This window comes from Candidatus Obscuribacterales bacterium, assembly GCA_036703605.1.
Classification (GTDB): domain Bacteria; phylum Cyanobacteriota; class Cyanobacteriia; order RECH01; family RECH01; genus RECH01.
Genome location: DATNRH010000796.1, coordinates 1 through 12,875, shown reverse-complemented (window position 1 = coordinate 12,875; position 12,875 = coordinate 1). Strand labels below are relative to the sequence as shown.

Below are 12,875 nucleotides of genomic sequence, written 5' to 3'. Positions count from 1 at the left end.
CGACTCGGCATATTGACTGACCAACTCAGGACGGTGGTAATGCTGCCCCCATCCCGTTGCCGCTGAAGGGCCATCTTGCCCACCTCGCAGACCGGCCTCAATCTGACGCTGGAGATCAGGCGATAGCTTACTGCCCCCGGCCCCAAAAAACTTAATGCCGTTATCTCCTGGCGGATTGTGGCTAGCGGAAATCATCACGCCACCGATCGCATCCAACGCATGGGTGAGATAGGCCACGGTGGGCGTTGGACAAAGACCCAGGTTCCACACCTCTAGCCCTGCCGCCGTGAGTCCTGCGGACAGCGCCATGGCCAACATGGGGCCAGAATTACGAGAGTCTTGCCCAATCAGCACTGGGCCCACCGAGGGAGACGAGGCTTGCAGCACCTGCCCGGCCCAGAACCCGACCTTGAGCGCCAGGGGAGCTGTTAAAACATCTCCCACCCGTCCACGAATACCATCGGTGCCAAATAACCGAGTCTCAGGCAGGGCGATCGCTTGCCATTCTGCCGCGCCTGCTTGGGGCGGCTCATGCCCTGCACCATTGATTACAGCCGATACAACCATTGCTACACACTCCACACATCACACTAAGACTGAGGGATTCTAGGCTACAGACTCTTGTACATCAGAGATCATCTATGTCAGAGATCATCCATAGATGACAAGCGTCAGAACTAGAGACTGATCGGAACACGTACCCAACCTCCAGACCTGTTTTATCCCTCACTCAGCCTGGTTTGCCGCTCAACACGAGTACACCACTCTTTGCATATGGGACTTACCATCTCCAAGGGCAACCTGCGTTGATGAGCTATTCACAGTGGAGCATAGCACCTCTGGCAAAAACTCTGACAAGATTTGTGACAATTTTGGAAGCTAGAATTGTCAGATGCCTAGAGGTCTGCATTCTGGGAGGCTGAGGCCTCATGTTGGAGGACATTGATGCCAGTGTCTGGGCCAGCGTCCAGACCAGTGTGCCATTTTACAAACTGTCATCCTAGCTAGCGCTCCCTATGAAGATGGTGTATGATATATACAGTGTGAGGAGTAACGAAGCGAAAGCAAAAGTTCTCGGGGTCGAAACACGGAAAGACTCCCGAGAACTTTTCTGTTTAAAGGCTTTTTAGACTGCCGGGATGATCAGGTATGAATCATCGCTAGGTGGTCTTTTTTGATCGGTAGCTCTATTGACCCACACCATGCCCAGAGCGATCGGCCGAGAGGTCTCCAGTTAGGCCGATTGACATCCTGTCAGGGTAAGCCTGATCTAACTTGGAGCGATCGCCGTCATTCTCAGCCATAACCTGTTAGACTTTTGGCGGCATAGTACATACTGCAGCTACGCCACACCGCTGCCTAAAGGAGAAGCCCATGCGTCAGATTAACTCCGTACTCATTTTTGTGCTGGGTTTGGGCTTGATGTTGTTTAGTATTCAAAATACGGACATCGTTGCCATTCACGTCATGCAGGGAATTGAGTTTCGGGCTCCCCTGGCGATTGAGCTGCTGGTGGCCATGGGAGCTGGGGCGATGATGGCCTGGGTCTTTAGTGTTTGGTCACGACTGCAAGGCCTAGTCGCTAACCGTCAAACCATTAAACAGCGAGATACCCAAATCAAGCAGCTTGAAAAGGATTTAGAGCAGTACAAGCTGCAGTTGGAGAATCAACCGTTGCAGCTACCGGCCTCACCCCCAGGTGCTGACCAGGAGGAGGACGACACTACCGATCCCGCTGCCCAAAGCGCTTAGCCTGGAATCTACCGTGCCCTATCTATCGTGAGCCTATGGCCCGTTCCATTGCCCATAACGCGATCGCCCTTTTGATTGAAATGGCGGAGCAAGGAGAACTCGATCCCTGGGATGTGCAGGTGATTGATGTGATCGATCGCGTCTTGCTGCAAATTCGCTCCTTGGAAACGCCTGTGGTGGAGGGGCGTGCGCCCTATGAGGCAGATTTGTCGGAATCGGGGCAGGCCTTGCTCTATGCAGCCATGCTGGTGCTGCTCAAGGCCGATAGCCTGGCTCGGCTCAGTGCCACTGAAGATACGTCGGATGACCTAGAGGCAGAGTCTGAGTTTCCCAGTGATTTAGACCAGCCGCCCCTGCCCAGCCGTCTAGAAAAGCAACTGCGCCGCCGGGCATCGGTCAACCCACCCCAGCAGCGACGGGTGACGCTCCAGGAACTGATCGCCCAACTTGAGGTGATGGCTAAGACCATGAACGAACCTCGGTCTCGGCGGGGGCGATCGCGTCGGCCCAGACCCCAGTCCCACAGCAAGGCGGTAAAGACCATTGCCCAGCTTGCCCACCACGAAAATCTTTCGGAAATTGCCGCTGCTCTCGAACAATTTTTGACGGACTTTTGGCCCCAGCTCAGTGCAGATGACGAATGGATCGAATTTGAACGCCTACTAGACTATTGGATGGATCCGCCTGGCCACGGGCTCTCTGAGTTTGTTAAGCCTGATTCTGGTAGTGAAGCTCACTCCGAACAGGGCGATCGCGTCGGCGTTTTTTGGGCCTTGCTCTACCTATCGTCTCAGTCGAAGGTGGAATTAGCCCAAGAACAGTTCTACCAAGATCTACATTTGCGCAGTTTAGACGCCCAAGCTCTGGCCGCCAGTGAACTGTCTGAACTGTCTGCTGTTGTATTACCAGATTAAGGGGGCATTCTGCGCAGGGCTTGGGGGCTAGCGTTGCAATCGGCACCTAGCCCGCAACCACCAACAGTCCTGTGATGATCACCACCAAATACGACCATAACAACCTGCTAAACTAGACAGCGAGCATAGATTGTTAAGATTCGTTGAAGTTTTGTCGAATGAGAAGTTACGCCTTTGCATTTGGCAAAAGTCTCTCAGCAATGTTTTCAGGCAACTGCTCTATGGCAAGCCACTGCTTGTGATGCTCCTACAGATCGTTTGAACTGTGGTGGAACGCTGCTCATTGCAATGGAAGTGTGTCAGGTTGAGGGTTGTTTCTCGGGTGGAGGCGTTAGTTAGTGGCCAGACAATTGGCAAGTTACCCCTGATGAAGCTAAGGTTTCAAATAGTAAGGTCTGTATTCACCATTAGTCTCAAACGAATGCCCTATTTAGAGTTATCCGCATATTTCCACGGGTCGATCTGGGCTGCCGAGTACATGCATCGCTTGAATGCAGGAGTGACACCATTCCTAGACTTACCCAGTGTGATGTTGGGTAGGGTCAACGCTTGTTCATTCAAGGGGGATGCCTCAGCAACCACACCAACCAACTACATTGACGTTAAACCCAAGGTAGAGGGATAGACATTTATGAAAGCTATGATTCTGGCTGCTGGCAAGGGAACTCGTGTTCGCCCGATTACCTACACCATTCCCAAGCCCATGATCCCGATTTTGCAGAAACCTGTGATGGAATTTCTGCTAGAGCTACTGCGCCAGCATGGCTTTGATGAAATCATGGTCAACGTTAGCCATCTTGCCAATGAAATTGAAGGTTATTTCCGGGATGGTCAGCGCTTTGGGGTGCAAATTGCCTATTCGTTCGAGGGACGAATTGTAGACGGTGAGCTGATTGGGGAAGCCCTAGGGTCAGCCGGTGGAATGCGCCGCATTCAAGACTTTTCGCCATTTTTTGATGACACGTTTGTGGTGCTCTGCGGGGATGCCCTGATTGATCTTGATTTGACTGAAGCTGTGCGCGTGCATCGCGAGAAGGGGGCGATCGCTACGGTGGTGATGAAGTCTGTACCGCTGGATGAGGTATCGAGCTACGGGGTGGTGGTCACGGATGACGAGGGACGCATTAAGAGCTTCCAAGAAAAGCCTTCGGTGGATGAAGCCCTGAGCACCGACATCAACACCGGGATTTATATCTTCGAGCCAGAAATTTTTGACTACATTCCTTCTGGAGAAACCTTCGATATTGGGGGGGATCTATTTCCGCGTTTAGTGGCCGACAATGCTCCGTTCTTTGGCGTAGCCATGGACTTCGAATGGGTTGACATTGGTCGGGTCCCCGACTACTGGCGTGCCATTCGCGGCGTGTTGAATGGTGACGTTAAAAACGTCGAGATTCCCGGACGCGAAGTGCAGCCTGGCGTTTACGCAGGGCTGAATGTGGATGTGAACTGGGACAAGGTTGACATCCAGGGGCCGGTCTACATTGGTGGTATGTCTCGCATTGAAGATGGTGCAACCATTATTGGCCCGTCGATGATTGGCCCAAATTGCTACATTTGCAGCGGTGCAACGGTAGACAATAGCGTCATCTTCGAATATTCGCGCCTGGGTGCAGGGGTGCGCTTGGTTGATAAGCTGGTTTTCGGTCGCTATTGTGTAGACAAAACCGGTGCATCTATTGATGTGCAGGCTGCGGCTCTAGACTGGTTGATTACCGATGCCCGGCAGGTGATGCCATCGGAACCACCAGCGGAAGGACAAGCGATCGCTGAACTGTTGGGCGCAGAGGTCGGCAGTCTGCTCTAATACTGATCCTTACACCTTAAACATTTGGCAAACAGGCTAAAGGCTGAGAGGTGAGGTGTCTAAGGGCGATCGCTCTTCAATCAATAGAGTCCCGAGGGTTTAAAACTCTTGGGACTTTGTATTTAGAAAGAGGCATACAAGCTAGAGAGCTAGTCATATCAATTCCTCGAATGAGTACGACAGATCTTGGATCCCGATGGATTAAGCTGTAATGCTTGCTGAACAAGTGTTTGCTCAATCCTATAATTTGCTGTGAAATACTATGAAATAAGATGGGATTGAACCAAAGCTCCTAGAAGCCCATTCCTATAGATCGTCAACTTTACGGTTAGATATCAATCCAATAGACACCAATCTAATAGACATCAAGTCAGCAGACATCAAGTCAGCAGACATCAACCCCGGCAGAGGTGTTGAACAAAATAATAGATAAGATGTGGTCATCTCATCTATGGATTTGATAGAGAGATTCAACGGAGATCATCAGCCTCTTGGGTTATCCTGCTTTAGCCGAAGCCTGAACGGTAGCGGCCATGGCCCAAATGGCAGGGGTTTCTAGGGTTTTTACGTCATTGCACTTACGGTATACATGAGCGACAAGAGTGGATGCTGAATGACCAAAATTGCAGTACCCTTCAGGATGGTGGTGTAATCTACGCCACCCTGTCGTTAGCAGATGCGGGCGATCGCTCCTTACCATGAACACTTCATCTCATCTCCAAACTTGGCGTACCCAAGCCGGCAGCACCCTTAGGGTTCTGATACCAAGGATTGCGAGTTCAACCCTCACCGCTACCGATGGCTTAGTCGATGACCTATTGAGGGCTCTTGGAGAACAGCCTCCCCGAAGCTTGGGGCGAGAGCCCTACGTAGGATTATTTGGGCAAAAGCCCGTGAATGAACTACGGGAGCAGGCAGCGGCAGGTGTCCAAGTTTACCTAGAGCGACTACGCCTACCTAGCATTTTGCCGATGGATGAACAGGCCGATGCCCTGATCCGTTCTCTTAAGGGATTTTCCATTGCCCGGCCGGTAGGCGTCTATCCCTACGAAGGCTTGTTTGGCTACACTCAAGTCAATATCAGCACCCTACAACTCCAGCTCTGGCGGCAGCAGGGCGGGCAACATCTACGGCGCTTGGTGGCAGAAATTCCAGATGTGACGCCCACGGCTGCGGATGATCTGGCTGACTCCCTGCTGCGGGCCCTGGGGCGGCAGCCAGGACGCCCTAGTAATCGTCTGCCCTATCAAGGGGTGATTGTTCTGCCAGAATCTGTTCCGTTCCCAGAATTTCGTCGCCGGGCAGCGGATGCGCTGCAGGTGTTCATCACCAATATCAACAGCGATCGCTTGGGATCAACGGATGCGGTTGTGGATGATGTGATTCGCAAAATTACCACTCTGCGCGGGCTCAATCAGCTTCCAGGACGCCCCGTCGAGCGCTTGCCCTACCAAGGACTTTTTCCCACCATCCAAGAAGTGACGGAATCGCAACTGGTGCAGATTGCTCCCACGGCGCAGCGATCGCAAATCCGTAAGTTTTTGCCCCATCTCAATGCCACCTTGGTGGAGTTCAACATCAGCACTTCTCTGCGCAAAGCCCATTTCTTATCTCAGGTGGCCCACGAATCGGCCAACTTCAATGCCGTGGAAGAATTTGCTGATGGTAGTGACTATGAAGGGCGCGCAGATTTGGGTAACTTCTTTGCTGGCGATGGACGGCGCTATAAGGGTCGCGGTCTGATTCAAATTACTGGACGCTTCAACTATCGTCAATGTGGTGATGCCCTAGGGGTTGACTTGGTTCAGCAGCCCACCCTGCTTGCCACCGATGTCTTGGCCTGTCGCAGTGCTGGCTGGTATTGGGATTCGCGGCAACTCAACGTCTGGGCCGACCGCGATAATGTGGAACAGGTCACCCTGATGATTAACGGTGGCTATAACGGCTTGGACGATCGCAAGGCCAAGCTAGCTGCCGCTAAGCGTGCCTTTGGTATTTGACATCAAGTCTGCTTGAAGGGATATGCCATTTGATCCTCGATTCGCCGCCCCCTTGCCAAGGGGACTACAGACATCTGGAACCGCTGTCTGGGACTGTCCAAGCTTTCAAGGCATGGCTTGTCTAACCGTATTTGATATTAGCCTTGGTCAGCGGTAATGGCGGCTTTCAGGCTTTGGCAAAAGGAGGCGATCGCCTTCAAGCCTTGCTCGGGAGTTCCCTCGGCCAAGCGTTTCACAAAAGCACTGCCCACAATCACCGCATCGGCCCCCCATTCCATCACCTGCCGAGCCTGTTCTGGCTGGGAAATACCAAAGCCCACGCCAATAGACTTATCGGTGACCCCCCGGAGATCGCTGAGCAGTTCCTTGGCGCGGTTGCCCATTTGGGTGCGCATTCCGGTCACGCCAGTCACACTGACAAGATAGATAAATCCTTGGGACTGGGCGGCGATCGCCTTGATCCGTTCCATGGGACTGGTGGGAGCTACCAGTAGCGTCACCTCCACCGCCGCTTGATTAGCCGCTGCCATCACACCTCCGACTTCCTCTAGGGGCAAGTCGGGAATGACAATCCCCTTTACCCCTGCTTCAGCAATGGTTTGGAAAAATGTATCCAGCCCACGGTTCAAAATGGGGTTGTAGTAGGTAAACAAAATGATCGGAGCTTGCAGGTCGGGGGAGACGGTGCGCACCATATCGAGCACCTGTTCCAGCTTGGTACCGTTGGCGAGGGCTCGGGTAGCGGCTGCTTGGATCACTGGGCCATCCGCCAGCGGGTCAGAGTAAGGCACCCCTAGCTCGATGAAATCAGCGCCGTTGGCATCCAACAGCCGCAATGCTTTAGCGGTTGTCTCTAAATCTGGATCCCCTGCTGTAATGAACGGCACCAGCGCACATTGGCCCCGATCCCGTAGTGCATTCATCCGTTGAGAGACAGAAACCATAACAAACCCCACCAAAACGCGCTGACCGTTCCCCATTCTACGGCGCATTTTGACCCAACAGGCGATCGCTCTCCATTTTTTTCCGCAGGAGCCATAATCACCCCGGCATCACTCTGAATCAGCGGTCGCATCTGAGGATGATTCAGACTCTTGGTCGAGCTTGGCCTGCAGGGCAGCCAGTTCCTCGGGGGTCATTTCATCCAGACGTTTTTGCAAAACCGCATCTTCGTAGTCGCGAAGCTGTTGGTTGTAGGTCATCGTATGCGTGCCGGCCCGAAACAGATAGGTCACCAACCATCCACCCACGCCCCCCAGCAAGATTACCTGGCTCCAGATGCCAGCATTGGCTCCTTCGAGACCAGCACCCCGGAGACCCAAATAGATGAGCCCCCCGGCGGCAAAGATGCCGAAACCAACGCCAATTACATCAATCCGCCGCATGGCTTGCTATCCCGAAACAGCATGGAACGTCTCCATCGTGAACCGGCGATCGCTTAGGACAATTGCCGTTTTTGAGGACGCAGGTTGACAAAAGGACTGAGAACCAACAGCCCTGGGAAGAAGAAAAAGACCATGAAATACATCAGCACCCGCTCAATAGAACTGGCGATGTACCAACGTTGCTGGAGGTAGAAAAGGATAGCCACTGGCATGACCAACAGATACGCACCGCCTAGGGCGGCATAGAGTAGTAGGGTGATAACCATAGACACCAAAAATGAGACGCTAGAACTACCTGGAGCAACTCTGGGGGCGATCGCACGACCACCGATCCAGAAACTTCTTTCCATCTTATCGCCTTGTTGCCTTTGGCGAACTGCTTTTGCCCAGAGATCGCGGTGTAGACTACCATCCTAATGTCTCAGATGGTGCCTACAGACTATTCCTAGCATCTTCCTAGGTCGCGGGGATCTGACGCCATGAATGGATGAGGCTCTACTCAGTGCCCTGGGAGAGGGGTTTGGGGTAAGGGTCTTTAAGTTAGTCAGCCAACCACTCGGTTAGGACTTCTTGATAGACTTGTAGGGCGATCGCGCTATTGTAATGGCAAGAAATTGCAACAATAATTATAGACTCGCGCTATCGCTTGGAGAGGATCAACTATGTTAGAGCAATATCGTCAACACGTGGCTGAGCGGGCTGCTTTGGGCATTCCCCCCCTTCCCCTCACCGCTGAGCAAACGGCTGACCTCTGTGAATTACTCAAAAATCCGCCGCCCGGGGAAGAAGACACCCTCCTTGCCCTCCTGCGCGATCGCATTCCCCCCGGTGTAGACCAGGCATCCTATGTCAAGGCATCGTTCCTGACCGCGATCGCCAAGGGTGAGGTGACGAGTCCGTTACTGCCGCCCCACGATGCGGTGGTGCTGCTGGGGACGATGATGGGTGGCTACAGCGTCCAGGCGTTAATTGAGGTGCTCAAGCTGGATGATGCCGCCCTGGCGCAGACGGCTGCCGAGGCCTTGAGCAAAACCCTGCTGGTCTACGATGCTTTTCATGATGTTATGGAATTGGCGGAGACCAATTCCTACGCCAAGCAGGTGGTGGATTCCTGGGCCAATGCCGATTGGTTTACCAAGCGTTCCACCGTGCCCGAGCAGATTACCGTCACGGTGTTTAAGGTGCCAGGGGAAACCAATACCGACGATCTATCCCCCGCTCCCCACGCCACTACCCGTCCTGATATTCCTCTCCATGCCTTGGTGATGCTGGAGTCGCGCATTCCCAATGCGTTGACAATCCTAGAGCAGCTCAAAGAAAAGGGCCATCCCGTTGTCTATGTGGGGGATGTGGTGGGTACGGGTTCGTCACGGAAGTCTGCCATCAACTCGGTGCTGTGGCACATTGGCGACGACATTCCCTGTGTCCCCAACAAGCGATCGGGTGGCTATATTCTGGGAGGAGCGATCGCCCCCATTTTCTTCAACACCGCTGAAGATTCCGGTGCCCTGCCTATCGAGTGCGACGTTGCTCAGATGGAAACCGGCGACGTGATCACCATCTACCCCTACAAGGGCGAAATCACCAACGAAGCGGGCGAGGTGATCTCCACCTTCAGCCTCAAGCCAGAAACCATTCTGGATGAAGTGCGGGCTGGCGGTCGCATTCCTCTCCTGATTGGGCGATCGCTCACCGATAAAACTCGCCTTGCCCTAGGATTGCCCCCCAGCGATCTTTTTGTCCGTCCGGCAACGCCTGCAGATACTGGCAAGGGCTTCACCCTGGCGCAAAAAATGGTGGGCAAGGCCTGCGGTCTGCCCGGCGTGCGTCCGGGTACGTCCTGCGAACCGATGATGACCACCGTCGGTTCCCAAGACACTACTGGCCCCATGACCCGCGACGAGATGAAAGAACTCGCCTGTCTAGGGTTCAGCGCCGATCTGGTGATGCAAAGCTTCTGCCACACCGCCGCCTATCCCAAGCCCGTGGACATCAAAACCCACCAAGACCTACCCGACTTCTTCGCCGAGCGGGGCGGCGTTGCCCTGCGTCCGGGAGATGGCATCATCCACTCTTGGCTAAACCGCATGTTGCTCCCCGATACGGTGGGCACCGGTGGCGATTCCCACACCCGTTTCCCCATGGGCATTTCCTTTCCCGCTGGATCAGGTCTGGTCGCCTTTGCGGCAGCGATCGGAGCCATGCCCTTAGATATGCCGGAGTCCGTGCTGGTGCGCTTCACGGGTGAACTGCAGCCCGGCATCACGCTACGGGATGTGGTCAATGCCATTCCCTATGTGGCAATCCAGAAGGGCTTACTAACTGTGGAGAAGAAAAATAAGAAAAATGTCTTCTCCGGTCGGATTATGGAAATGGAAGGCTTACCCGATCTAAAGTTAGAGCAAGCCTTTGAACTGACCGATGCCACTGCAGAACGCTCCTGCGCAGGCTGCACCATCAAGCTCAGTGAAGAGACCGTCGCGGAATATCTGCGATCGAACATTGCCTTGATGAAAAATATGATCGCCCGCGGCTACCAAGATGCTCGTACCCTCACCCGTCGCATCGCCAAGATGGAAGAGTGGCTTGCCAATCCTTACCTGATGTCTGCGGATCCAGACGCGGAGTATGCAGAAGTCATCGAGATTGACCTGAATGAGATCAAAGAACCGTTGGTAGCGGCCCCTAACGATCCAGATAATATCAAAACCTTGTCTGAAGTCGCTGGCGATCCCATCCATGAAATCTTCATCGGTTCCTGCATGACCAACATTGGTCACTACCGAGCGGCGGCGAAGGTGATGGAAGGAGCGGGCCCAGTGCAGGGGCGCTTGTGGATCTGTCCACCCACACGTATGGATGAAAAACAACTGCGGGAAGAGGGATACTACGGTATTTTTGCCGCAGCCGGTGCTCGCACGGAGATGCCAGGCTGTTCTCTCTGCATGGGCAACCAAGCTCGCGTGGCTGATGAAACAACAGTGATGTCTACCTCAACCCGCAACTTCAACAACCGCATGGGTAAGGGAGCCCAGGTTTATCTAGGTTCAGCAGAGCTGTCGGCAGCCTGCGCACTGTTGGGTCGCATTCCCACGATGGAGGAATATCTGGAAGTAGTGGCGAATAAGATCAATCCCTTTGCATCGGAGCTATATCGATACTTGAACTTCGACCAAATCGCCAAGTTTGAGGATGAGGGGCGAGTGATTCCGCTGGATCAAATGCCTAAGATTGAGGACATCTTAGGAATGCCCGCCGCTACTCGTTAGCATCTAGCCATCCTAGAATCTAGGATGCAAACAGCCCCCTCGAACACACCTGAGGGGGCTGTTTGCTCATCCATAGCAGCACAGATGCCTGCAGATGCCTATGCTGAACCTCACATCACATTCTGGTTCAATCAAACAGGGGGAAGAATGGATAGCTCGATCTTTGTACAAACCTTTGTAGCCGTCTTTGTATTGGCGGACGCGCTCGGGAATGCACCCATCTTTATTGTGTTAACCAAAGGCATGGATGTTGCTCAAAAACGGCGAGTTGTGGATCGAGCTTCCGTGGTGGCAACGGCTGTATTACTGGGCTTTGCCTTTGGCGGTCAAGCAATTTTGGGCTACTTACATATCAGCATGGCATCTCTCAAAGTCGCAGGTGGACTACTGCTGCTGCTGATTGCCTTGGACATGCTGCAAGGCGGTATGGATACTCCTGTGGTAGACGAAGAGCGTGATGTGGCCATTACGCCCCTAGCACTCCCCCTCATGGCTGGGCCTGGCACCCTCACCACCGTGATGATTCTCATGTCAGAATCACCCACCGCTCGTGTCAGTGTTGTGGCAGGTATCATCAGCGCCATGATCGTCACCTGGTTTATTGTGCGTCAGTCATCCCGCATCGATCGCTGGATTGGAGTTGAAGGCGCTGTGATTATTACCAAAATCCTCGGCTTTTTGCTGGCCGCCCTCGCTGTAGAAATTGGTAGCGGCGGCATTCGCGAATTATTTTTGACCTAGATTTTCGGATGTTGCGAAGACGTTGCTGAATAGTAGTATGACTCTGCAAACCTAGGCAGGAGGTTTCAGGGCGTCTCGTTCGAGATTCATACCCTGATTCATCACCCCCGCTGCTCGGAACAGGTGGCAGGTGCATAGATGTCGGCAGGGTCACAGGTGGTCACAGGTTCTGGATGGATGACCGTTGGGCTAGCTTTTGGGCTGCGGCCTGCATGGTGTCCATATCGGATGTAGACCACCAACGTGGTTCTGTGCATTGGTGGGCAGCGAGCAGCCCCCACAGACGCTTGTGATCAGGGCGCTCTGGTAAAATTGGCATGACTAAGCTAGCTTTGACCTGAATGCTGGACAAAAACTCTCGATGGCAGGGATGGATGGGAGCTGTATCGAGATCCGAGATGTAGCTATAGCGCCCTTCAAGGTAGCGTTGGGCGTAGTCGTCATTGAAGCAGTCATCCGCTCCGGTCGATCCATAGATGGAGTAGGTTTGTTGACTTAAGGACTCGAAGGTCACCTGCCCTTTCCATTCATAGTAAAAGTAATAGATCACGACGCGATCGCACTGCAGCGATCGCCGCAAGCTATCCGTCGTATCCTGAATGAATGCATCCTGTTCGAGATGATCCGTGAGACGTTGAAGCAATGCTTGGATTTGCAGCGATCGCGTTTTGTTAACCTGGCGATCGGTATAGCGCTGCTGGCGCAGTTTTTGCAACTGGTGAGACAGGTTGAGCTGTGAATCTGGAGACATGGCAACTAGGTGACATGGAGGGGGTGATGAGGTGAATTGATTGCTATACTAGCGCGATCGCCTTCCCCATTCCAGAGCCTGAGTCAAGGATCGATCTAGCGAGTTGGGTTTGCTATTTGCTGAGCTACAGGCAGAACCTTGAGTTGGGTGAATGTTAAAGATGGAAGGCGTTGCTGAATAGCAGTATGATTCCGGAACACTTTGCATGGAGGGCATTGCTGAATCGATAGATGATTTGCCCTCATCCCCAACCCTT

General features: G+C 53.4%; 11 protein-coding genes. 6 read left to right on the top strand and 5 right to left on the bottom strand.

Features of this window, described 5'->3' with window-relative positions:
- Positions 1-567: hypothetical protein (locus V6D20_16610; protein HEY9817402.1), on the bottom strand; the 567-nt coding region annotated here is incomplete at its 3' end.
- Between the two features lie 807 nt (positions 568-1,374).
- On the opposite strand from V6D20_16610, the gene V6D20_16605 reads away from it, so the two are divergent.
- The 4 genes from V6D20_16605 (at position 1,375) to V6D20_16590 (ending at position 6,473) form a co-directional block, all read left to right on the top strand.
- On the top strand, positions 1,375-1,752 hold the full coding sequence (locus V6D20_16605) for a LapA family protein (protein ID HEY9817401.1): 378 nt from the start codon (positions 1,375-1,377) through the stop codon (positions 1,750-1,752).
- Between the two features lie 35 nt (positions 1,753-1,787).
- Positions 1,788-2,666, top strand: coding sequence for a segregation/condensation protein A (locus tag V6D20_16600; protein ID HEY9817400.1), 879 nt, complete (start codon positions 1,788-1,790; stop codon positions 2,664-2,666).
- 631 nt (positions 2,667-3,297) lie between these two features.
- A complete protein-coding gene (locus V6D20_16595) occupies positions 3,298-4,473 on the top strand; it encodes an NDP-sugar synthase (GenBank protein HEY9817399.1) in 1,176 nt (391 codons plus the stop codon).
- Positions 4,474-5,171: 698 nt separating this feature from the next.
- Positions 5,172-6,473, top strand: coding sequence for a glycoside hydrolase family 19 protein (locus tag V6D20_16590; GenBank protein HEY9817398.1), 1,302 nt, complete (start codon positions 5,172-5,174; stop codon positions 6,471-6,473).
- Between the two features lie 137 nt (positions 6,474-6,610).
- Here the strand turns inward: V6D20_16590 and trpA are convergent, their stop codons facing one another.
- The 3 genes from trpA to V6D20_16575 form a co-directional block, all read right to left on the bottom strand.
- Complete coding sequence (trpA, locus tag V6D20_16585; protein ID HEY9817397.1) at positions 6,611-7,417, bottom strand: tryptophan synthase subunit alpha; 807 nt, start codon at positions 7,415-7,417, stop codon at positions 6,611-6,613.
- Positions 7,418-7,525: 108 nt separating this feature from the next.
- Positions 7,526-7,858 carry a DUF3007 family protein gene (locus tag V6D20_16580; GenBank protein ID HEY9817396.1) on the bottom strand — a complete coding sequence of 111 codons (333 nt, stop codon included), beginning with the start codon at positions 7,856-7,858 and terminating at the stop codon, positions 7,526-7,528.
- Positions 7,859-7,911: 53 nt separating this feature from the next.
- A complete protein-coding gene (locus tag V6D20_16575) occupies positions 7,912-8,124 on the bottom strand; it encodes an NAD(P)H-quinone oxidoreductase subunit L (protein HEY9817395.1) in 213 nt (70 codons plus the stop codon).
- Between the two features lie 396 nt (positions 8,125-8,520).
- On the opposite strand from V6D20_16575, the gene acnB reads away from it, so the two are divergent.
- Complete coding sequence (gene acnB / locus V6D20_16570) at positions 8,521-11,127, top strand: bifunctional aconitate hydratase 2/2-methylisocitrate dehydratase (GenBank protein HEY9817394.1); 2,607 nt, start codon at positions 8,521-8,523, stop codon at positions 11,125-11,127.
- Positions 11,128-11,274: 147 nt separating this feature from the next.
- Positions 11,275-11,868 carry a MarC family protein gene (locus tag V6D20_16565; GenBank protein ID HEY9817393.1) on the top strand — a complete coding sequence of 198 codons (594 nt, stop codon included), beginning with the start codon at positions 11,275-11,277 and terminating at the stop codon, positions 11,866-11,868.
- Between the two features lie 160 nt (positions 11,869-12,028).
- Here the strand turns inward: V6D20_16565 and V6D20_16560 are convergent, their stop codons facing one another.
- Complete coding sequence (locus V6D20_16560; GenBank protein HEY9817392.1) at positions 12,029-12,619, bottom strand: GAF domain-containing protein; 591 nt, start codon at positions 12,617-12,619, stop codon at positions 12,029-12,031.
- Between the last annotated feature and the right edge of the window lie 256 nt (positions 12,620-12,875).